Source organism: Candidatus Nanopelagicales bacterium, assembly GCA_037045355.1.
In the GTDB taxonomy this organism is placed as follows: Bacteria; Actinomycetota; Actinomycetes; order S36-B12.
Genome location: JBAOHO010000009.1, coordinates 197,613 through 219,733 on the forward strand (window position 1 = coordinate 197,613; position 22,121 = coordinate 219,733).

Consider the following 22,121-nt stretch of genomic DNA (forward strand, 5'->3'; position numbering starts at 1 on the left):
AGAAAACCCATCAACCACGCTGGCCCGCGACAAGATTTCGCTGTCGGTCCTCGGTGGTGGATTCCGGGTCAGACCCGGCATCCTCGATCGAAGGCCGACCCAGGCGGGCTCGCGTGTTCGACAGAACAGGAGGACCCGTGGAGGGTTCCACAATCCAAACCGCCCAGGCCGTCATCGACAATGGCGAGTTCGGCACCCACACCATCACGTTCGAGACCGGGCGCATGGCTCGTCAAGCCGGCGGCGCCGCTGTCGTCTACTTCGACGACGACAGCATGCTGCTGGCCACCACCACAGCCGGGAAGCACCCCAAGGAGCATTTCGACTTCTTCCCACTCACCGTTGATGTCGAGGAGCGCATGTACTCCATCGGCAAGATCCCGGGATCGTTCTTCCGACGGGAGGGCCGGCCGAGCGAGGACGCCATCCTGACGTGCCGACTGATCGACCGGCCACTGCGGCCCTCGTTCGTCAAGGGTCTGCGCAACGAGGTGCAGGTCGTCATCACGGTCCTGTCCCTGCACCCGGGTGTTCCCTACGACGTCGTGGCCATCAATGGCGCCTCCATGGCGACCATGCTGTCCGGATTGCCGTTCAGCGGCCCCATCGGTGGGGTGCGCGTGGCGCTCATCAAGGGCCAGTGGGTCGCGTTCCCGACGCACGGTCAACTCGACGAGGCCACGTTCGACATGGTGGTCGCGGGTCGCGTCGTCGGCGACGACGTCGCGATCATGATGGTCGAGGCCGAGGCCACCGACGCCACGGTTGAGCTGATCGGCGGTGGCGGTGTTGCCCCGACCGAAGAAGTGGTCGCGCAGGGCCTCGAGGCCGCGAAACCGTTTATCCGTGCGCTTTGTGATGCGCAGAACGAGTTGGCCGGCCGGGCTGCCAAGGAGACTGTGGAGTTCCCGACCTTCCCCGACTATCACGACGATGTTTTGGCTGCCGTGGATGCCGCGGCCGCGGGTCCGCTCGCGGAGGCGATGACGATCGCAGACAAGACCGAGCGCAACGACGAACTGGATCGGGTGTCGGCCGAGGTTCGTGACAGTCTCGCCGATCAGTTCCCCGAGCGGGACGCCGAGATCAAGGCCGCCCTGCGCGCCGTGACCAAGAAGGTCGTGCGCCAACGGGTCCTGCGGGACAAGGTTCGTATCGACGGTCGCGGACTCACGGACATCCGGCAGCTGAGTGCCGAGATCGAAGTTGTGCCGCGGGCCCACGGCAGTGCCCTGTTCGAGCGTGGGGAGACCCAGATCATGGGCGTGACCACACTGAACATGCTGCGCATGGAGCAGCAGTTGGACACGCTGAACCCGGTGACGCGCAAGCGCTACATGCACAACTACAACTTCCCGCCCTACTCCACCGGTGAGACCGGTCGGGTGGGGTCACCGAAACGACGCGAGATCGGACACGGCGCGCTCGCGGAGCGGGCTTTGATCCCGGTCCTGCCGACCCGCGAGGAGTTCCCCTACGCGATCCGTCAGGTGTCCGAGGCTCTGGGCTCCAACGGATCCACCTCCATGGGGTCGGTGTGTGCCTCGACCCTGTCGTTGCTCGACGCGGGCGTACCGCTCAAAGCTCCGGTGGCGGGTATCGCCATGGGCTTGATCTCCGACACGGTCGACGGTGACACCGAGTACGTCGCGCTCACCGACATCCTGGGCGCTGAGGATGCCTATGGCGACATGGACTTCAAAGTCGCCGGCACTCGGGAGTTCGTCACCGCCCTGCAGTTGGACACCAAGCTCGACGGTATTCCCGCGAGCGTGCTTGCCGGGGCGCTGAGCCAGGCCAAGGATGCCCGCATGACGATCCTCGATGTCATGGCGGAGGCCATCGATGCCCCGGACGAGATGTCGGAGCACGCGCCACGGATCATCACGATCCAGATCCCCGTGGACAAGATCGGCGAGGTGATCGGACCGAAGGGCAAGATCATCAATCAGATCCAGGAGGAGACCGGCGCAGACATCACGATCGAGGACGACGGCACGATCTATGTCGGTGCGGCCGAAGGGTCGGCCGCGGAGGAGGCACGTCGCCAGATCAATGCGATCGCCAATCCGGCAATGCCCGAACCGGGGGAGCGCTATCTGGGGACCGTGGTGAAGACCACGAACTTCGGGGCGTTCGTCTCGCTGATGCCGGGCAAGGATGGGCTGCTGCACATCTCTGAGGTGCGCAAACTGGTCGGGGGCCAGCGGATCAACGCTGTCGAGGACGTCCTGAGCGTGGGACAGAAGGTCCAAGTGGAGATCAAAGAGGTCGATCAACGCGGCAAGCTGTCCTTGATCCCAGTCCTCGAAGACAGCGACGGTGCGGAGCCGAGCGAGGGCTGACGTGGCGGGTTTCTTCCCTGCCTGCGAGCAGCCGGCGGGTACCACCCGGCAGTTGTTGCGGGAGGCCGACGGGTCCGTGGTGCGGCGCACTGTGCTGCCCACGGGCCTGCGTGTGGTCTCCGAGAGCGTGCCCGGCGCGCACTCCGTCACTCTGGGGATCTGGGCGGGCGTCGGCTCCCGTGATGAGACGCCCCGCAGCGCCGGCGCTGCTCATTTCCTCGAGCATCTGCTGTTCAAGGGGACGGACACCCGCACGGCGCTCGACGTCGCCGCGGAGGTGGACGCGGTTGGTGGGCAGATGAACGCCTTCACCAGCAAGGAGTACACCTGCTTCTACGCGAAGGTCTTGGGCGCTGATTTGCGTGTGGCTGTCGACGTCATGCTCGATATCACCAGCCGGCCCTCGTTGCGGGTCGGCGACATCGAAGCAGAGCGGTCCGTCGTGCTCGAGGAGATCGCGATGCACGACGACGATCCGGGCGATCGCGCCGGAGAGGCCATTGAAGCGCGGGTCCTGACCGGATCTCGGCTTGGTTTGCCCATCTTGGGCAGCCGGGAATCCATCGGCACGATGTCGCCGCGCACCATCCGCGCCTTCTTCCAGCGTCACTACCGGCCCGAATCACTCGCGGTGACCGCAGCCGGCAACGTCGACCATACGGAGCTCGTCCGCCTCGTGCGTACGGCGACAGCCGATCTCGATTGGGCGTGGGGGGTGACCCCTGCGCCCCTGAAGAGCCGCCGCGGTGGCGGGCGATCTGTCGTAGCCGGGGGAGTGACCGAACTGTCCTGGCCCGGCGAGCAATGCACCGTCGCCGCAGCCGCCGCGGGTCTGCCTCGCTCTCACCCCGATCGCCGCACCCTGGACGTGGTCAATGCCATCGTGGGCGGCGGGATGTCCTCTCGGCTGTTCCAGTCCGTTCGGGAGGAACGGGGATTGGCGTACGCCATCTACTCTGGCCACTCCGCCTACTCGGATGCCGGGGTGTGGAGTGTGGCCGCGGGCTGTCAGCCGGAACGCGCTGCCGAAGTGTTCGACGTCATCACCGGCGAGTTGGACCGAGTCCGGTCCGACGGTCTCTCCGACGAAGAGATCACTCGCGCGAAAGGCCATCTGTCCGGCAGCGTGGTCCTGTCCGGCGAAGACAGTGCCGCGCGCATGGCTTCCCTCGGACGTGCCGAGGTGGCCACCGGTGAGTTGATCAGCCTCGATGAGGCGGTGCAACGTATCGATGCCATCACGCCGGATGATGTCGCGCGCGTGAGTGAAGAGTTGTTCTCGCGACCGCGCGAGGTGTGCGCGGTCGGGGCGCCGCGCAACAGGCTCACCCGGGTGGCCATGAAAGCGGCGACGAACGGGGCGGCGTCCGGACCGATGAACGGAACACGCTGATGGGCGAAACCACACGAGTAGGAGTCCTCGGCGCGCGCGGCCGGATGGGATCGATGGTCTGTCAGGCAGTCACCGAAGCCCCGGACCTCGAGTTGGTGGCGGCGCTCGACGTCGGTGAACCGATGAGTGAACTGACCCGGCAGCGAGCCCGCGTCGTGGTCGACTTCACGGTCCCGGATGCGGTCATGGGCAACCTCGAGTTCCTCATCGACGCCGGCATCGACGCGGTGGTCGGCACCTCGGGCTTCTCACCCGAGCGGCTGGATCAGGTTCGAGCCATGCTGGGAACCCCACCTCGCAGCGGAGTCCTGGTCGCACCGAACTTCGGTATTGGCGCCGTGCTGATGATGCAGTTCGCAGGCCCAGGCCGCCCGCTATTTCGAATCCGTCGAAGTTGTCGAGATGCATCATCCCGACAAGGTTGATGCTCCTTCGGGAACCGCTCGGCAGACCGCTGTGCTGATCGCCGCCGAGCGCGAATCGGCGGGGTTACCGCCCAGCCCGGACGCGACGACAGGATCAGTCGCCGCCCGGGGTGAACGCGTGGCGGGCATCCCGGTGCACGCGGTGCGCCTCAGGGGTTTGGTGGCGCACCAGGAGGTCCTGCTGGGATCAGCGGGCGAGACACTGACCATCCGACACGACTCCTACGACCGAGGGTCGTTCATGCCCGGCGTCCTGTTGGCTGTTCGCGGCGTGTCGAGTCGGCCCGGACTCACCGTCGGGATCGACCCCCTTCTGGAGGCGACCGGGTGAATCCGCGCCTGACTGCGTGGCTCATGGTTGTTGCGGTCGCCGTCTACCTGGTTCTCCTCGGGCAGTTGGCCGTTCGCTTCATCCTCACCGGTGAGGCAGTCGGGGTGGTCCTCGGCCTGACCATCCTCGCGTTCCCGCTGATCGGTGCCTGGATCTTGTGGCGCGAAATGCGCTTCGGGTACCGCATGCAACAGGTTGCCGGGGCATGGAAGGAGTTGGGGGTGGACCCCGCAGGCTTGACCTACGAGGAGTCGCTTTCCGCCGTGGAGGCCGATCCCGACAGTTGGCAGCACTGGTTCGAACTCGGCCTGGCCTACGAGCACGCCGGCGATCGGCGGCGGGCCCGGGCGGCGATGCGGGAGGCGGGGGCGCGGTTCTCGCCCCCTGGGGCGTAAGGCACCTGCCAGGCGCGGCACGTTCGCGGTCAAGATTTCGGCGGTTCGCGCCGATGACAAGAACATGCGGGTCTTGTCGCGATCCATTGTCGTGTCCGTGGTTCTGATGATCGGGATGTTGGTGGGGGCGCCGACTCGAGCGGATGACTACCTTCGGCCGGGGGCTGAGGCTGGGTTCACGACACTGGATCCCTTCGACTACAAGTTCCTCGTCCGTGACGGAGAGACGGTCAAGAAGGTCGTCTCGTTCACGACCACGCAGGCTCGGATCTTCACGTCCTTCCAGCCGGCCGACACCAACCCGGACACAGCGCCGCTGTTCGTCATGCTCAACGGTGGCCCCGGAGCGGCCACGACAGCGAACCTTTTCGCAAACAATACGGCCCCCTACACGCTGAATCTGCAGGCCGTGAACAGCGACCCCGCAGGGTTCAAGGCGAACCCCTCGAGTTGGACCGCGATGGGCAACTTGCTGTACATCGATCCTCCCCAAACGGGATTCTCGTACAACATCTCGAAACGGGTCTTCCAAGGCACGTTGCACACCGCGTCAATGGTCGAGTTGTGGGATGAGTACTGGGATCGAGGCAACTTCAATCCCTTCATCGACGCCGATCAAGTTCTCCGCGTCCTGCTGGGGTTCCTGGACAGCCACCCGCAGTACCGCGACGCGCCTGTCGTGTTTGTCGCGGAGAGCTACGGCGGTGTCCGAGTGTCGCTCATGTTGAACATGCTTCTGTTCTCGGATTCATATGACGATGGCGGCTCGGCCTTCTTCCGCGATCCGGATCTGGCCAATGCGGTCCGTCGACACTTCGGCACGACCGAGGCTCCCGCTCCTGCGGAAGTGGCCGCGCAGTTCAGTCGGCAGGTCTTGATCCAGCCGCAGTTGTCGTCCTACCAAAGCCCGGTGCAGGGGAGAATGTATTGGGACGAAAAGCCCCCGACCGTCATCGACTGGATCGCTGAAGATGCCGGTGATGCCGGCGGCTACACCCGCAGCGAGTGGTTCTGCCGGACACACAAGCCCTTCCAGACCGACAAGAACGTGTGCACGATCATGGAGTACGTACCCTCCTGGGACCGCGACAGGTATGACTACGCCCAGCCGAAGAACTACAGCGACCTCCAGGACGACTACGTCAACAGGGCGATGCGCCGCATCCCGGTTCTCACCGCAATGCTAGGAGTGGACCCGGACTCCATCCCCGAACTCAAGCCGGCTGCCCGGAAGTACGCCTACCACACGATGGGCTGGCCCCTATTCGGCCATGATCAGTGGCCCAGTAGAGACAAGGACACGCTTGTCGGGAAGTTCGGCACGTTGAGATCGCCCGATGCTTACTACCTATCGTGGAACCAGGACGTGTACCTGGCGTCGACGATCAATCTGCACTCCTACGTCCGCGAGCATCTGCCGCTGTCTCCGGACAACGACCCCATCTTCGGCGACATCTTCTTGGCGAACCTGGCCTACGTGAAGACGTTCCTCACCAACGCGGCCAGGGATCTGGTGGTGTACTCCCCAGCTCTGCCGGTCGCGCTGTCGCGGCACACCGATGTGGTCGACCAAGTCTCGGTGGCGCTCGGCGATCACTCCGGGACTCCGGGACGCGTTGACATCACCTTCAAAGACGGCACTGTCGCTCACATCAACTACCCTGCCTACCCCGACTCCGGCCACGCTGTGGCGGCCACGGCACCGGGCGACCTTCGCGACGATGTGGAGTCCTGGATGTCGCTGCCGACTCTGCCCCTCATCACCGACCCGCAACGGGGAACCGCCTACTGGTCCATCCCTCCGGGTGTTCGCAAGTCCCTGCGACAAGCACGAATCGGAATGGAACCGATCAAGCCGGCCAGGGCCAGGGGATCAGTTGTCAGCCTCCCAGCGACGTTGTCGACGACCAGCGTCATCGGCAGTCGGGGAGGGATGCAGTTGACCCATCGCGGTGCGCGGCTGAATCTCACCCGACTGGCGGTGGACCTGTCCCGTGAGAGGGCGACAGCGCGGCTGGTCACCCGTGGCAAGACGAAATACGTCGCACTCGAGGTGGAGCGCGGGGCGGGAGAGGATGCGGCACTGCAACTGGCTCCCGGCCAGTCGAAGAGGCTCAACAAGGCGCTGGGTCAGAAGGTCTTCAGCCCGCGCTCGCCCCTGGGTCACGTCCGTTTCACTGCCGGCTCATGACCCTTCAGGCATGGCCCGCGAACACGTGCTGTCAGGGAACCGGTTGCTCAGACCATCAAGGCGTCGCCCCGTTCGAGGGAGGTCGGCAGTCGCCCGTCAGTGAGGCCTGCGACGCGGACTGCGGCCGGGATACGCGCTTCGTCGACCACACCGATGCGGGTGCGACGCTCCACGATGTCTGCCACGGTCAGTGCCAGTTCGGCGGCGATGCCGAACTCCGCTTCGACGCCGTAATGGCTGCTGCCCTCGACGATCGGTTCTCGCAACTCGCGGCGGGTCTCTCCCAGGTCCCACACGTGCGGTGCCTCGTTGCCGTAGCGCCGCCACAGGACTTCGGGGATGTCCTGACGTCGGACGAGGGGACCAGCCCCGACCAGGGCGATGTCGCGAGTCCGGCAGGGGGTTTCGCTGATCAGGTTGACGACGTCCTGGGCCATCCGTCGGAATGTGGTCAGCTTGCCCCCCGTCACGGTGATCATCCGGTCGGTCCTGCGCACCAGATGTTTGCGTGAGATGTCCGCCGACGATTCGTCGCCGGTGTCGTCGGCTTGCACGAGGGGGCGCACGCCGGCGAACGCTCCCAGCGCATCCGAGGGCGTGACGGGGCGTTCCAGCGCGGTCGAGAGGATCCCGAGGATCCAATCGATGTCTTCTGTCGGCGGGGTGGGAGCCGAATAGGAGTCGGTATCGGTCTCGTGGTCCGTCAGGCCCACGTAGCTGATCCCGCCGAGATGGGGGAGGGACAGGACGAATCGTCCGATCGTTCCCGGTACGGGGACGGTGAGTGACCCGTGGCCCGCCCCCACGAGGGCTGTCGGCACGACCACGTGGGTGCCCAGGCTCGGGTGCAAGGTGATGCTGTCGTCCAGATCGCTGGCCCACACGCCGGTGGCGTTCACGATGGTGTCGGCGTGCAAGGTGACGTTCTGCCCGGTCACCGTGTCGCGGGCCGCGACCTCGCCGAGTTGCGGGTCCACGGCGGTGACCTGCACCCGGGTGAGAATCCGGGCACCGTAAGCCGCAGCCGTTCGCGCCACGGACACGACCAGGCGAGCATCATCGACCAGTTGGCAGTCCCATCCGACTGACGCTCCGCGCAGGCCCTCTCGACGAATACCCGGTACCAGCTTGACCGTCATGTCGGGGTCGACATGACGCGCGCGCGGCAGCAGTCCGGTGGGAGTGCGAGCGGCCAGACGCAGGGCATCGCCGGCACGTTGACCCACCAGGGCCAGCGGCGCTGACCGGCGGTCGTCGTCGAAGTCGGGAACCACTTGGGCCAGGGGATGCACGAGGTGCGGGGCGACCCGGCCGGCCAGGATCGACCTCTCGACAGCGCTCTCCCAGGCAACCCCAGGGTCGCCCTTGGCCAGGTAGCGCAGCCCGCCATGGACCAGCTTGCTCGACCAGCGCGAAGTGCCGTTGGCGAGATCGTCCTGTTCGACCAGTGCCACCGACAGGCCTCGGGTCACGGCGTCCAGCGCGACCCCGACACCGGTGATGCCGCCGCCGATGACCAGTACATCGACGCGGGCGCCGGCCGCGAGGTGGGCGAGATCGCGTTCCCGCCGACCCGCACTCAGCAGTCCAGCGGGGTCCAATGGGGGGAGATACGTGACGTCGTTCATGAGGTTCCTTCCTGGGGGACAGGTCGTAGGAGGCCGGCGACCAGGGGCCGCAGTTGGGCGCGCGCCGCTGCGCCCTCGGGTCGCGTCTCCAGTGCCGGAGCGGCGAAGATGAATGACTGCACCGCCGTGACAGACGCCAACGCCAACGCATCCGGCTGGGTGTCGCGGATGGAACCGTCGCCACCCAGCGATGCCATCCCGGAGGCGAGCAGGGGTGTCAGCAGTTCGACTGAGGTCCTTTGGGTCTGCCCGAACCGCTGGACCATCAACGGGGTCAGGTATTCAGGATCGACGGCCAGCACACGACGCACGAGCGGATGATCTGCGATGGCGTCCGTTCCCGCGACGATCAAGTCGACAGCCTGCCGGTGGATAGGCCCGGTCCCGGGCCTCGGAAGAGGGATCGACGTGAGGATCTGCCGCAGTTCGAGGGTGAGCAGTGCGGAGATGAGTCGGTCGAACGACTCGAACCGGCGGTACACCGTCATGCGGCTGACACCCGCCTGGCGGGCGACCTCCGTCAGGGTCGCGCGCCGCGGACCGTGGGTCATGATGACCTCGCGGGCGGCCCTCAGGAGGGGATCGGTGTCATTGATCTCGTCGGTGGTCCCCACGTCGGGAACGGCGCCGATGTGACGGATAGACGTCATGTGTAACACTGTAACATCGGTCGTGCGCCGAGCGGGTCGATGATTTCCGCCATCAACCGGACTCGGATGCACCAAGTGCCCACGACCCCAAGGGACACGCTCCGGCGGCGCCGCCGCCGGGGAAGGGAAGGACTGTCATGGCCATCGCATCGGCGACCACATACGGACGATGGGGAACCCCCCCACAACCGGTGGAACTGTCCGCCGCCGCCGAGGAGTTCCTCACGGGAACACTCGGTGATCCCGCGCCCCGTCCGCCCCACCCGGCGGCCGACCTGACTGTGCCTGCCACCAGGCTCTCCGCGGAACCCATCGGGCGGTTGAGCGCCATCGTCGGCGATGCCGCGGTCAGCACCAGCGCGGGGGATCGGCTCGGCCACAGCGTCGGCTGTTCACTGACCGACTATCTCCACCTGCGCGCTGCCGACCTCGACCCCCGCGCGATCCCCGACGCCGTGGTCCGACCGTCCTCCCACGATCAGGTCCGAGAACTGTTGTCCCTGTGCGCCAACGAGGGCATCGCGGTCGTGCCCTACGGCGGGGGGACTTCGGTCGTGGGCGGAGTCACGGTGGCGGGTGACCAGCCCCGGGTGGCGATGGCCTTCGATCAGATGGCTGACGTCGTGAGTATCGATGAGGACTCCATGACCGCCACCGTGCAGCCGGGCATCACCGGACCTGTGCTCGAGCGAATCCTGCAGACCCGAGGCCTCACGCTGGGACATCTACCGCAGTCGTGGGAGCGGGCCACGATCGGTGGCTACGCCGCGACCAGGTCGGCGGGGCAGGCCTCCACGGGCTACGGCCGCAGCGACGAGATGGTCGAGTCCCTCCGGGTCGCGACGCCGATGGGTGACCTCACATTGGGTCGCGGTCCGCGCAGCGCCGCCGGCCCGGATCTGCGCCAACTGTTCATCGGATCGGAGGGGGCGTTCGGCGTCATCACCGAGATCACCCTGCGCATTCGTCATCTGCCCACCGTGACCCGCTACGAGGGCCTCATGTTCCCCTCCTACGAGGCGGGGGTAGCGGCGTTTCGTGACCTCGCCCAGCACCGCGTCACCGCCGACGTCATGCGACTGTCGGACACTCCCGAGACCACTGCCACGTTGGCCATGTCCGGTCCGAAGGGCCGCACCGGTGACTTGTTCGAGCGCTATCTGAACCTGCGCAATGTCGAGGGTGGTTGTATGGCGATCCTGGGCTGGGAAGGCTATTCACGCAGGTTCCTGGCCGCTCGTCGCTCGGCCGCGTGGGCGGTCATGAAGGACCACAAGCCAGCCACCCTCGGGGCGGGGGTCGGGGGCTCGTGGCGCAAGCATCGCTACGACGGGCCGTACCTGCGTGACGTGCTGCTCGATCGCGGCTACATCGTGGAGACTCTCGAGACCGCGAGTCACTGGTCGGACCTGCATCGCGTTCGAGACGATGTGGCGACCGCGCTCAAGGCCGCACTGCACCACGAGGGTCGCGATCCCTACGTCATGTCGCACATCTCCCACGTCTACGAAACGGGCGGCTCGCTGTACTTCACGGTGATCGTCCCGGCCCAAGACGACCCGGTCGCCCAATGGGCGACCGCCAAGGCAGCTGCCATGGATGCCATCGCGGCGGGAGGAGCCACCATCACCCACCATCACGCGGTGGGGCGTGACCACGCACCGTGGCTCGAAGCGGAGATCGGGTTGGAGGGGTTGCGGCTGCTGCGCGGGATCAAGTCACTGGTCGACCCCCAGGGTGTGTTGAACCCGGGTGCACTGGTCCCGGTATCCGAGCGCTGACGCGTTTCGCGGCTCCAGCCGACCGGTGGAGCGGGTTACCCCTGATCTCACTGGTGGCGCGCGGGAGCCGAGGGATCGGTGGATCAGGGGTTAGCCTTGGCCCGGCGAAAGGAGCCCCGATGGCCGATGCCCCCGAGGTCGCTGTGCAGTACCGCAGCGACATGACCGTCGATCTGGTCAAGGCGAGTGCCTCGGATGCCGATGTCGTGTGGGCTGCACGTGTGTCGACCAAAGGGGAGTCTTCGCTCGACGACGTCACCGCTGACCCCGAGCGCTCCCGGGGATTGATCAACTACCTCATGCGGGACCGCCACGGCACCCCGTTCGAGCACAACTCCATGACCTTCTTCGTGTCGGCGCCGATCTTCGTCTTCCGGGAGTTCATGCGTCATCGCATGGCTTCCTACAACGAGGAGTCGGGCCGCTATCGCGAACTCCAGCCGGTCTTCTACGTCCCCGGCCCGAACCGACGCCTGGTCCAGCAGGGCAAACCCGGGGCCTACGACTTCCTGCCCGGCACAGGGGAGCAGCACCAAGTAGTGGTCGAGCAGACCACTGCTGCTTGTGCTCACGCGTACTCCGCCTACCAGGCCATGCTGGCTGCGGGAGTCGCTCGCGAGGTCGCCCGTGGTGTGCTTCCGGTCGCCACGTATTCGTCGATGTACGTGACCATGAATGCGCGCAGCCTGATGAACTTCCTGTCGTTGCGGACCAAGCGTGACGATGCCCACTTCCCGTCATTCCCCCAGCGCGAGATCGAGATGGTCGCCGAGTTGATGGAACGCGAGTGGGCCCAACTGATGCCGCTGACTCATGCCGCGTTCGAGGCCAACGGCAGGGTCTCCCCGTGACCGAGCCGGCGGCCGGTTGGTACCCCGATCCGGGTGGGTCCACCAAGCTTCGCTACTGGAACGGTCGGGCGTGGACTCAGCATGTGTCACCCCCCGACGTCCCCCCGGAACCCGCTGGCCTCCCGGATCCCGACATTCCCGCCTCGACACCTTCAGCCCCCGCCTCGACCGCTTCAGCCCCCGCCTCGACACCTTCAGCCCCCGTCACGCTGCCTGCAGACGCCCCGCCGCCGGCGCCACCGATCGTGGCCCCTCCGCCGTGGCAACCGGGACAGCCCGCAACCCCCGCTGTCGAGCGACTCGGTCCTGATGGTCAGGTGCTGTCGGGTTGGTGGCGCCGGTTCTTCGGCTACCTGATCGACAGCCTGATCATCAGCGTCATCGCCGCGATCGTCGTCTGGATCATCGCCTCGCTCACGGGTGGATTCGGCGACGTCATCAACACCGAACTGTGGAACGAATGGCTGACCAGGATCGAGCAGAACCCGAACTACCAACCCAGTCAGGCTGAGTTGCAGCAGATCATCGGTCCGGGGTTCCTGGCATTCGTGGGGTGGTTCAGCCTCGTCACGATCGCGCTCGGATTGCTCAACGGTGTCCTCCTGGTCGCGATATCCGGGCAGACTGTCGCCGATCGACTCGTGGGGACCCGGAAGGTCCTGGCGGGGCGGAGAGTCCCGGGATTCGGTCCCGCACTGCTGCGATGGCTGATCCCCGGCGTTCTCAACATGCTGCAAGTACTGCCCCTGATCGGGTTCCTGGCGCTGTTCGGGTGGATACTCGACTATCTGTGGCCCCTGTGGGATCCGCAACGGCAGGCCTTGCACGACAAGGCCGCGAAGACGTACGTCGAACGCTCGGCGTTGGCAGGACCGGTGAACCCATGACAACCGAGACGAACGCCCCCTTCGGCCGGGTGCTGACCGCCATGGTCACTCCGTTCACCGACCAGGGGGCTGTCGACCTCACCGCAGCAGCCGAACTCGCTTCGGACCTAGTCGATCTGGGCAACGACGGACTGGTCATCAGCGGCACCACGGGCGAGTCACCCACCACGTCCGACCAAGAGAAGTACGAACTGCTGTGTGAGGTCATTCGAGCCGTGGGCGACCGCGCCACGGTGGTGGCAGGTGTGGGCACCAACGACACCGCGCACACGCTCGAGTTGGCCCACGCCGCAGAAAGGGCCGGTGCCGACGGCCTGCTGGTGGTGACGCCCTACTACAACAAGCCACCCCAGAACGGGCTCCTGGCGCATTTCCGGGCCGTCGCGGATGCCACGCAGACCCCGATCATGATGTACGACATCCCCGGTCGATCCGGGGTTCCCATCGCGCACGAGACCCTGGTGAGTCTCGCGGAGCACCCGCGGATCGTCGCCAACAAGGACGCGAAGGGTGATCCGTTCGCGGCCACACGGGTGATCGCCGAGGTCGGCGACTCGCTGGCGTGGTACTCCGGCGACGATGGCCTGAACCTGTCCCTGATCAGCATCGGGGCCGCGGGGGTTGTCAGCGTCATCGGACATGTCGTGGCCGATCGACTCGCCGCCATGATCGCTGCCTTCGACTCCGGTGACACTGCGACTGCGGCGACGATCAACCTGTCCCTGGTGCCGGTGATCACCGGCGTCATGACCCGAACCCAGGGAGTCATCATGGTCAAGGCGGCTCTCGACCTGCTCGAGCGTCCGGGCGGGGGGTCATTGCGGCTGCCGCTGGTCGCGGCCGATGATGCCCAGCGGCAGGTGTTGCGGCAGGATCTCAAAGCGGGCGGATTCGAACTGTGACACTCAAGACACCGCCACCCTTGCCGAAACACGGTCTGCGTGTAGTCGCGCTGGGTGGACTCGGCGCCATCGGGCGCAACATGACTGTTCTCGAGTACCGCGGCAAGCTCCTGATCGTCGACTGTGGAGTGTTGTTCCCCGAGGAGCAGCAACCCGGGGTCGACCTGATCCTGCCCGACTTCAGTTATCTCGATGATCGCTGGGACGACGTCGTGGCGCTGGTCCTCACCCATGGGCACGAGGACCACATCGGGGCAGTTCCGTTCCTCCTCCGGGAACACGACAAGTTCCCGATCTTCGGGTCCAAACTCACTCTGGCGTTCCTCGAAGCCAAACTTCGCGAACATCGGCTCACAGCGGACCTTCGTGAGGTCCAGGCCGACACGGAAGTCACCATCGGGCAGTTCACGGTGGAATTCCTCAACGTCACGCACTCGATCCCGGATGCCCTGGCGCTCGGCATTCGAACGCCCGACCATGTCGTGATCCACACCGGCGACTTCAAGATCGACCAGCTCCCGTTGGACGGTCGTACCACCGACCTCAACGCGTTCGCGCAACTCGGCGACGAGGGCGTCGACCTGCTTCTCGTTGACTCCACGAACGCCGAAGTCCCCGGATTCCTGATCAGCGAACGAGACATCGCCCCGGTCCTCGACCGGGTGTTCGCACAGGCGAAGGGCCGGTTGATCGTGGCCTCGTTCGCCTCCCACGTCCACCGCATCCAGCAGGTTCTGGATGCCGCCGTCGCTCACAACAGACGCGCTGCTTTCGTCGGTCGTTCGATGGTGCGCAACATGAACGTGGCCCGTGACCTCGGTTATCTGAAGGTGCCGGGCAACACCCTGATCAGTCTCGACAACATGAAGGATCTGCCCGACGATCAGGCCGTATTGATCTGCACGGGTTCCCAGGGCGAACCGATGGCGGCCCTGTCCCGGATCGCCAATCGCGACCATGAGATCGAGGTCGGTCCCGGCGACACCATCGTCCTGGCGTCGTCCTTGATCCCCGGCAACGAGAACTCGGTCAACCGCGTCATCAACGGCCTGATCAAGCAGGGCGCGACGGTGATCCACAAGAACAATGCCCGAGTGCACGTTTCGGGGCACGCGTCGGCCGGCGAGTTGCTCACCCTGTACAACATCGTGAAACCGCGCAACGTGATGCCCGTGCACGGTGAATGGCGGCATCTGCGCGCGAACGCCGCGTTGGCCGAGCTGACCGGGGTAGCGGCCGACCACATCGTGCTCGCCGAGAACGGCACGGTCGTCGACCTCGTGGCGGGCGAGTTCACAGAGGTCGGCCACATCCCCGTCGGCTACGTCTACGTCGACGGCTCCAGCGTGGGCGACATCACCGAGTCGCAGTTGAAAGACCGCCGCATCCTTGGCGAGGAAGGGTTCATCTCGGTTTTCGTCGCAGTGGATGTCAACAGCGCCAAGGTGGTCGCGGGCCCCGAGCTGCACGAGCGTGGATTCGCGGACGACGACGAGATCTTCGATGACATCCGGCCCGAACTCGCCAAGGCCCTCGAACGTGCGCTGGCCGACGACGTCACTGATGCGCAGCAGTTGCAGCAAATCGTGCGGCGCATCGTCGGGCGCTGGGTTTCCAAGACCCATCGCCGCCGCCCCATGATCGTGCCCATCGTGGTCGAGGTCTGACCGACTCGGAATCGACAGCGCTTCGTAGGCGTGCGACGGTGGCTACATGACAGTCGTCACTCGACTCGATCCCGCACGTCGGCAGTCCCCGGTTCTCCTGTTCGACGGTGACTGTGGGTTCTGCACCGCCACCGTGCAGTGGGCCGAGCGATTCGTCCGCCCGACGGCCACTGTCATCGCCTGGCAGTTCGTCGATCTCGCCGAACTCGGGATATCCGCCGAGCAGTGTCAGACCTCTATCCAGTGGGTGTCGGCGCCTGGTGATGTCAGGTCCGAGGCGAGAGCCGCGGCTGCGCTGTTGGCGACCGGACGGCAACCGTGGCCCATCGTGGGCGCGCTCATGTCGCTTCCCGGGGTCGTCCAGTTCGCCAACGCCTGCTATCGCCTGGTGGCGCGTAACCGCTATCGGTTGCCCGGATCGACACCGGCGTGCCAGGCCCACCGGCCGGGTGGCTCGCGTGCTGCCGTCTGAGTTCACGGTTTCCCCACCCCCGTTGCCGGACCGGCCCGTGGTGTTCGAGCAGGACTGGCGCGATCTGGCGTTCCTGCATTGGCGGGTCGACCCGGACGAGATCCGAGCCCTGTTCCCAGCCGGAACCCGGCCCGACGTCTTCGACGGTGCCACCTATGTGGGGCTCGTCCCGTTCGAGATGCGCAATACCCGCGCCTACGGGTCGCCGCCGTTTCCCTACCTGGGTGACTTCCTCGAGACCAACGTGCGCCTGTACAGCGTCGATGACTCAGGTCGTCATGGTGTGGTGTTCCTCAGTCTGGAGTCCAGTCGCCTGCTCGTGTCTTTGTTCGCCCGGGGAACCGTTCGGATTCCCTACACGTGGTCACGGCAGCGCAATGATGTGGACGGAATGCGGCGTCGTTGGGTCACACGGCGCCGTTGGCCGCACCGTGGCCTGACCTCCCGCGTCATCGTCGACGTTGGGGAGAGCATCGCCGAACCGGATGATCTGGCGGTGTTCTTGACCGCTCGTTGGGGCCTGCACGCCCGGTGGGGTGGTCGGACCGCATGGATTCGAAACACGCACCCGCCCTGGCAGTTACTCCGCGCGACGGTCGTCGACTGCGACGATCAGTTGGTCCGCGCAGCGGGGGTGGCGGTCAGCGGGCCTCCAGATGTGCCGACGCTGTTCTCAGCGGGTCTGCACACACGATTCACGGCTCCCGAGTTCCTGTGACGACTCGACTGTGATCCGCGCACGGACCTGGGCGATCCGGCTAGACAGGGAGCAGATCCCCAAGTACATCGAGGCGGGCCAGAACCTCGTCGGGGCCGAACTGGTGCAACTCACCGGACTCAACTTCTTCCCAGGTGATGGGGGTGGCGACATGAGCGTGGTCGGTGCCGCGCAGCGAGTACGGCGCGATCGTCGTCTTGGCGACATTGTTCTGGCTCCAGTCGAGAAGTACCTTGCCCGGTCTTAGTGTCTTCGCCATCCGAGACACCACCAGATCGGGCCTGGCCTGCTCCAGGGCCACGGCAAGTGTGCGCGCGAACTCGGCGGTGTGCTCCGCCGCCTGGCGACCGGGATGTGATCCGTCGGTATTCGTCGAGGGCGCGTCCTTCGCCGGGGGCGCCTCCTTGCCGCCAGGGGCGCCTCCTTCGCCAGGGGCGCCTCCTTCGCCAAGGGCAGGTACAACTGCATCCCTTTGCTGCCCGACAGCACGGGATGGCAGGGCAGTCCGAGTTCGGTCACAGCGTCACGGACCGCCAACGCGACCTCGCTGCATTCGTTCAGTCCGGCGGGGGGACCGGGATCGAGATCGACGACCACCTGGTCCGGTGGCAGGGGAGTGCCGGACAGGGTACAGCGCCACTGGGGAACGTGGAACTCCAGTACTCCGAGTTGGGCGAACCATGCCAGAGCGGCCGCCGGTGCGCGATCGCGCATGACGGGATAGCGCACGGGGTCTCGGCCCAGCGTGACGGTATCGATCCAGTCCGGCGCCCCCGCGGGGAGGTTCTTCTCGAAGAAGGCCTGCTCCCGCACTCCGTGCGGCCACCGCTTGCGGGTCAGGGGGCGATCGTGGAGCCGGGCTCCGATTGCGGGCGCAGCGGCAAGCAGATAGTGCAGGACCTCGGCCTTGGTGATGCCGTCGGCGGGATACATGACGCGGTCGAGATTGGTCACGCGGATGGTCCGACCCGCGACGGTGACGAATTGTGCCGACATCTCAGCCATCCTCAGAGGTCAGGTCCACGTCGGACAGGTCAGTGAGGGTCAGATCAGGGCGGATCGCCACGATAGTGGGTTGCCGCAGACGTCCGTCGCTCGTTCGACCGAGGCTGCGCACGGCCACCACCAAGGCTGGATCGACCCAGCGCACATCGCTCGGCACGTCCGACACCGCAGTTGGCGGCTGTGGGCGAGCCAGTTGCGGCAAGACCGACAACAGCGCTTGGGACAGGTCCGACGTCATGCCCGAGCCGACCGCGCCGACGGGTTGCAGCGTGCCGGAGCGAGGTTGTGCCACGACAAGGGAGCCGACCCGTCGGGGGTCACCGGACTGTGGGCGCCACCCGATGATGACCAGGTCCTGGGTCGAGCGGTGGACGGACTTCACCCAGTCGGCGCTGCGCACACCGGGCCGATAGCGAGAGTCCCACCGCTTGGCGACCACCCCCTCCATTCCTTGTTCAGCGGTGGCTCGCCACAGTGCATCGCCGTCATCGAAGACATCGATCACGCTCCACGCGGTTCCGGAGGGGAGCAGGTCTTCTAGTTGGGCCCGGCGCACACGCAGTGGCTGCATGATGAGATCCAGCCTGGAGAGTCGAAGCAGATCGAACAGTACGTATCGAACCGGCCGATTCCGGATCAGAGCTGGCGTCGGATGGGCTCGGTGGATTCTCGAGGCGATGTCCCCCAAGCGGGGAACTGCGACCCCGGCGGCCACCAGTTCACCGTCCAACGAGCGCGTCGGTCGTCCCCTTCCGCGCCAGGGCATCGCCGAGACCGAAGACCTCGGGAAAGCTGCTGGTCAGGTCGCGGCCGGAGCGACTGGTGAGCCGGATCCCTGCCTCGGTGATGTCGCAAATGAGCCGAATTCCGTCGAATTTCGGTTCGAAGGCCCATTGCGTGCCGCTGGGAAGTGGTCCGGGGGTAGCCAGCATGGGTCGCACGGCGACATGCTGGCGCAATGAGAGCGTTGTGGAAAGGGGCCGTGACCTTCGGGTTGGTGAATGTGCCCGTCCGTCTGTACGCAGCAACGGAGGACCACGACGTCAGGTTCCACCAGGTCCACGCCGAGGACGGCGGCAGAATCCGGCTGAAACGTGAGTGTGAGGTCTGCGGTCGACAGCTGTCCTACAGCGAGATCGCCAAGGGCTATGAGGACTCGTCCGGTCGGCGGCTGATCATGGATCCCGAGGAGTTGACCGACCTCGCCGTGCCCGGTGGGCGTGACATCGATGTCATGGAGTTCGTCCCCGCCGAGCAGGTGGACCCCACGCTCTTCGATCGCACGTACTACCTCGAGCCGGATGCTCGCGCCACCAAGCCGTACGTGTTGTTGCGGGAGGCGCTGGCGTCCACCGAACGGGTCGCGATCGTCAAGGTGGCGATCCGGCAGCGCACGCAGTTGGCGTGCCTGCGGGTGCGGGATGGGGTGATCGTGCTCCAGACCCTCAAGTGGCCCGACGAGGTCCGTGCGGCGGACTTCGGATTCCGGGATGAGGAACCCCCCATCCGGCCCCAGGAACTGCGCATGGCCGAGAGCCTGGTGGAGTCCATGGCGGGGGACTTCGATCCCGCGGAGTACCACGATGACTACCGCGAGGCCCTCCTGGCCTTGATCGACGCCAAACTTGCCGGTGGCGAGGGCATGGTGCCGGAAGTTGTCGAGGGGCGAGACGAGCCGGCGCCCGTCGTGGACCTGATGGCCGCCCTGCGCGAAAGTGTGGCACGCAGTCAGGCAGCGCGGGGCAAGTCCTCGGACGGTGCGGCTGCCGCGGTCCAGCGATCAGCGAGCACCCGGACTGCCGGTACGCCGACTGCGAAGAAGTCCACCGCCAAGAAATCCGCCCCCAAGAAGCCCGCCGGGAAGAAGTCGACCGCGAAGAAGCCCGCAGCGAAGAAGCCCGCCGCCAAGAAATCCACTGCCCGGAAGCCCGCCCCCGACACGGGGACCCAGACAACAGCCAGGACAACAGCCAGGACAGCAGCCAGGACAGCCACCAAGCGGACCGCTACCCGCAAACGGTCGGCCTGACGCGCGTTTCGGTCCCGCCTGGGCCCCTGCGCGCCACTTACAGTCGGACCATGGCCAGTCGGTCCACCGCATCTTCGCGTCCCCGCAAGTCCACGGCGACGCCGAAACCGCGTGCCTCTAAGGCTCCCCCCTCCGACCCCGGCCCCGGGTTTTTCAGCCGCGCCCTGCGGGGTCTGGGCCGCGGCATCGCCGCCGCGTGGCTGGGGCTGGCCCACCTGATCGGTCGGTTGGTCCGGTCCGTCGGTCGCGACGAGGACATCGACCCAGACCTTCGTCGGGACGGCTGGGGCCTCACCGCCATCCTGGCAGCGATCGTCGTCGCCACAGTGTCCTGGTTCTCCGCCGATGGCCCCCTCGCCGGTGTCATCGAGCTGTTGACGCAGGGCCTGTTCGGACTGGCCCACTGGATCCTGCCCGCCTTGCTGCTGTGGCTGGCCTGGCGATTGCTGCGCCACCCCGACCAAGCGCAGCTCACGGGCCGCCTCTTGGTCGGATGGGTCGCCGTCCTCGTGTCGTTCCTCGGTCTGCGCGCAGTGGCAGCCGGCTCCCCCAGCCCCACTCGTGGCCTGGACGCCATGGGTCAATCAGGTGGGGTCATCGGCTGGGTCGTCACGGCGCCGTTCGTGACATCGGTCGGCACCATCCTGGCCGTCATCTTGATGCTGCTGCTGTTCGTCGTTGGTGTGCTCATCCTCACCGCGACCCCGCTCAATCAGATTCCGGGTCGGCTGCGCGCTGCGGGCGCCAAGGTCACTGCGCGCCGCTCGTCCCCGGAGCCCGATGGCCCGCTGGATGGGGATGAACCGTTCGCGTCTCCCGTGGTCGACCTCACGGTCACCGACGTGCCGGATGACCCGCCCACTGAGGAGATCGAGGTCGTCGACCAGTCCGCGCCTCCGCGCAAGTCGCCGGTACTTTTACCCGAGGGCCCACCCACGCGCATCGAGCAACTGCGGCTCACCGACGACGACTCCTACAGCCTGCCGGATCCCGCGGTACTCGCGTCCGCCCCTCCGCAGAAGAAGGCGACGGCCGCCAACGAATCTGTCGTCGCCGCTCTGACCGAGGTGTTGCGTCAGTTCGAGATCGATGCGCAGGTCACAGGGTTCCTGCGCGGACCGACCGTCACCCGCTACGAGATCGAACTCGGTCCTTCCGTCAAGGTCGAACGGGTCACCGCGCTGTCGCGGAACATCGCCTACGCGGTGGCGTCGGCGGACGTGCGCATCCTCAGTCCGATCCCGGGCAAGAGCGCCATCGGCATCGAGATACCCAACACCGACCGTGAATGGGTCACGCTGGGCGACCTGCTGCGGTCGCGCAGTGCCACTGCCGACCACCATCCGTTGTTGGTGGGCCTGGGTAAAGATGTCGAAGGCACGCACGTGTGCGCGAATCTGGCCAAGATGCCCCATCTGCTTGTTGCCGGGGCCACCGGCGCGGGCAAATCGTCGTGCATCAACGCGTTCATCACGAGTCTCTTGATGCGAGCGACCCCGAGCGAACTGCGCCTGATCCTGATCGACCCCAAGCGGGTCGAACTCACTGCCTATGACGGTGTCCCGCACTTGGTCACGCCGATCATCACCAACCCCCGACGAGCCGCGGATGCGCTGCAGTGGGTGGTCAAGGAGATGGATCTGCGCTACGACGACCTGTCGCAGTTCGGGTTCCGCCACATCGATGACTTCAACCGGGCCGTACGGTCCGGCAAACTGCAGCCCAAGCCCGGCACCGACCGGATCCTGGAGCCCTACCCCTACCTCGTGGTGGTCGTCGACGAACTCGCCGACCTCATGATGGTGGCTCCGCGGGACGTCGAGGAATCCGTGGTTCGCATCACCCAACTCGCCCGGGCGGCCGGTATCCATCTGGTGCTCGCCACGCAACGCCCCAGCGTCGATGTCGTCACCGGTCTGATCAAGGCCAACGTCCCGAGTCGGCTCGCCTTCGCGACCTCCAGCCTGGCCGACAGCCGGGTGATCTTGGACCAGCCGGGAGCAGAGAAACTCGTCGGCCAGGGCGACGGCTTGTTCCTTCCGATGGGGGCCAGCAAAGCCGTCCGCATCCAGGGAGCTTTTGTCGCAGAGTCCGAGATCCGCGCCGTTGTGGCGCACTGCAAAGAGCAGATGACGCCGCACTACCGCGACGATGTCACAAACAGTTCCAGCGGCAAACGCGAGATCGACGAAGAAATCGGAGACGACCTCGATCTGCTGTGTCAGGCGATCGAACTGGTCGTCGACACCCAGTTGGGCTCGACCAGCATGCTGCAGCGTCGCCTGCGAGTCGGGTTCGCCAAAGCGGGCCGGCTGATGGACATCATGGAGGTGCGCGGCATCGTCGGGCCCTCAGAGGGATCCAAAGCCCGTGAGGTGCTGGTCAAGCCCGACCAAGTGGGGGAGATCATCACGTCGCTCCGCGGCGAGTGACAGTGCGCTCCGGTCCGGC

At 66.1% G+C, this 22,121-nt stretch carries 21 protein-coding genes; 15 read left to right on the forward strand and 6 right to left on the reverse strand.

The window, feature by feature from the left end; translation table 11 throughout:
- Positions 1 to 137 precede the first annotated feature (137 nt).
- The 6 genes from V9E98_03590 to V9E98_03615 all read left to right on the forward strand — a co-directional run bounded on the left by V9E98_03590 (position 138) and on the right by V9E98_03615 (position 7,080).
- On the forward strand, positions 138 to 2,345 hold the full coding sequence (locus tag V9E98_03590) for a polyribonucleotide nucleotidyltransferase (GenBank protein ID MEI2716071.1): 2,208 nt from the start codon (positions 138 to 140) through the stop codon (positions 2,343 to 2,345).
- Between the two features lies 1 nt (position 2,346).
- Complete coding sequence (locus V9E98_03595) at positions 2,347 to 3,738, forward strand: pitrilysin family protein (protein ID MEI2716072.1); 1,392 nt, start codon at positions 2,347 to 2,349, stop codon at positions 3,736 to 3,738.
- On the forward strand, positions 3,738 to 4,163 hold the full coding sequence (locus V9E98_03600) for a hypothetical protein (GenBank protein MEI2716073.1): 426 nt from the start codon (positions 3,738 to 3,740) through the stop codon (positions 4,161 to 4,163). Before V9E98_03595 ends, V9E98_03600 begins: the two co-directional genes overlap by 1 nt.
- Positions 4,141 to 4,494: a dihydrodipicolinate reductase C-terminal domain-containing protein gene (locus tag V9E98_03605; protein MEI2716074.1), complete on the forward strand. Its 354-nt coding sequence runs from the start codon at positions 4,141 to 4,143 to the stop codon at positions 4,492 to 4,494. Before V9E98_03600 ends, V9E98_03605 begins: the two co-directional genes overlap by 23 nt.
- Complete coding sequence (locus tag V9E98_03610; protein ID MEI2716075.1) at positions 4,491 to 4,889, forward strand: hypothetical protein; 399 nt, start codon at positions 4,491 to 4,493, stop codon at positions 4,887 to 4,889. Before V9E98_03605 ends, V9E98_03610 begins: the two co-directional genes overlap by 4 nt.
- Positions 4,890 to 4,962: 73 nt before the next feature.
- Positions 4,963 to 7,080: a hypothetical protein gene (locus V9E98_03615; protein ID MEI2716076.1), complete on the forward strand. Its 2,118-nt coding sequence runs from the start codon at positions 4,963 to 4,965 to the stop codon at positions 7,078 to 7,080.
- Between the two features lie 47 nt (positions 7,081 to 7,127).
- On the opposite strand, the gene V9E98_03620 is transcribed toward V9E98_03615, so the two are convergent.
- Complete coding sequence (locus V9E98_03620; GenBank protein ID MEI2716077.1) at positions 7,128 to 8,708, reverse strand: glycerol-3-phosphate dehydrogenase/oxidase; 1,581 nt, start codon at positions 8,706 to 8,708, stop codon at positions 7,128 to 7,130.
- Complete coding sequence (locus tag V9E98_03625) at positions 8,705 to 9,358, reverse strand: TetR/AcrR family transcriptional regulator (GenBank protein MEI2716078.1); 654 nt, start codon at positions 9,356 to 9,358, stop codon at positions 8,705 to 8,707. The genes V9E98_03620 and V9E98_03625 overlap by 4 nt, the downstream gene beginning before the upstream one ends.
- Before the next feature lie 137 nt (positions 9,359 to 9,495).
- Here V9E98_03625 and V9E98_03630 point away from each other — a divergent pair, with 137 nt between their 5' ends.
- The 7 genes from V9E98_03630 (at position 9,496) to V9E98_03660 (ending at position 16,636) form a co-directional block, all read left to right on the forward strand.
- Positions 9,496 to 11,139, forward strand: coding sequence for an FAD-binding oxidoreductase (locus V9E98_03630; GenBank protein ID MEI2716079.1), 1,644 nt, complete (start codon positions 9,496 to 9,498; stop codon positions 11,137 to 11,139).
- Between the two features lie 119 nt (positions 11,140 to 11,258).
- A complete protein-coding gene (thyX, locus tag V9E98_03635) occupies positions 11,259 to 11,990 on the forward strand; it encodes an FAD-dependent thymidylate synthase (GenBank protein ID MEI2716080.1) in 732 nt (243 codons plus the stop codon).
- The gene (locus tag V9E98_03640; protein MEI2716081.1) at positions 11,987 to 12,877 is read left to right on the forward strand and encodes an RDD family protein; all 891 of its coding nucleotides are present in this window, start codon (positions 11,987 to 11,989) and stop codon (positions 12,875 to 12,877) included. Before thyX ends, V9E98_03640 begins: the two co-directional genes overlap by 4 nt.
- A complete protein-coding gene (dapA, locus tag V9E98_03645) occupies positions 12,874 to 13,779 on the forward strand; it encodes a 4-hydroxy-tetrahydrodipicolinate synthase (GenBank protein ID MEI2716082.1) in 906 nt (301 codons plus the stop codon). The genes V9E98_03640 and dapA overlap by 4 nt, the downstream gene beginning before the upstream one ends.
- A complete protein-coding gene (locus tag V9E98_03650) occupies positions 13,776 to 15,446 on the forward strand; it encodes a ribonuclease J (GenBank protein ID MEI2716083.1) in 1,671 nt (556 codons plus the stop codon). The genes dapA and V9E98_03650 overlap by 4 nt, the downstream gene beginning before the upstream one ends.
- A 46-nt stretch (positions 15,447 to 15,492) precedes the next feature.
- Positions 15,493 to 15,918: a DUF393 domain-containing protein gene (locus tag V9E98_03655; GenBank protein MEI2716084.1), complete on the forward strand. Its 426-nt coding sequence runs from the start codon at positions 15,493 to 15,495 to the stop codon at positions 15,916 to 15,918.
- Entirely contained in the window at positions 15,905 to 16,636 is a 732-nt protein-coding gene (locus V9E98_03660; protein MEI2716085.1) for a DUF2071 domain-containing protein, read from the forward strand. Before V9E98_03655 ends, V9E98_03660 begins: the two co-directional genes overlap by 14 nt.
- Positions 16,637 to 16,676: 40 nt before the next feature.
- Here V9E98_03660 and V9E98_03665 read toward each other — a convergent pair whose 3' ends face one another.
- Genes V9E98_03665 through V9E98_03680 form a run of 4 tightly spaced genes read right to left on the reverse strand, consistent with a single transcriptional unit; the run spans position 16,677 to position 18,573 of the window.
- The gene (locus V9E98_03665; GenBank protein MEI2716086.1) at positions 16,677 to 16,937 is read right to left on the reverse strand and encodes a hypothetical protein; all 261 of its coding nucleotides are present in this window, start codon (positions 16,935 to 16,937) and stop codon (positions 16,677 to 16,679) included.
- The gene (locus V9E98_03670) at positions 16,880 to 17,632 is read right to left on the reverse strand and encodes a hypothetical protein (protein MEI2716087.1); all 753 of its coding nucleotides are present in this window, start codon (positions 17,630 to 17,632) and stop codon (positions 16,880 to 16,882) included. The genes V9E98_03665 and V9E98_03670 overlap by 58 nt, the downstream gene beginning before the upstream one ends.
- Position 17,633: 1 nt before the next feature.
- On the reverse strand, positions 17,634 to 18,407 hold the full coding sequence (locus V9E98_03675) for a hypothetical protein (GenBank protein ID MEI2716088.1): 774 nt from the start codon (positions 18,405 to 18,407) through the stop codon (positions 17,634 to 17,636).
- Entirely contained in the window at positions 18,361 to 18,573 is a 213-nt protein-coding gene (locus V9E98_03680; protein ID MEI2716089.1) for a hypothetical protein, read from the reverse strand. The genes V9E98_03675 and V9E98_03680 overlap by 47 nt, the downstream gene beginning before the upstream one ends.
- A gap of 26 nt (positions 18,574 to 18,599) precedes the next feature.
- Here V9E98_03680 and V9E98_03685 point away from each other — a divergent pair, with 26 nt between their 5' ends.
- Together V9E98_03685 and V9E98_03690 are read left to right on the forward strand one after the other, a co-directional pair.
- On the forward strand, positions 18,600 to 19,670 hold the full coding sequence (locus tag V9E98_03685) for a Ku protein (protein ID MEI2716090.1): 1,071 nt from the start codon (positions 18,600 to 18,602) through the stop codon (positions 19,668 to 19,670).
- 50 nt (positions 19,671 to 19,720) lie between these two features.
- Positions 19,721 to 22,102, forward strand: coding sequence for a DNA translocase FtsK 4TM domain-containing protein (locus V9E98_03690; GenBank protein ID MEI2716091.1), 2,382 nt, complete (start codon positions 19,721 to 19,723; stop codon positions 22,100 to 22,102).
- The last annotated feature ends 19 nt before the right edge of the window (positions 22,103 to 22,121 follow it).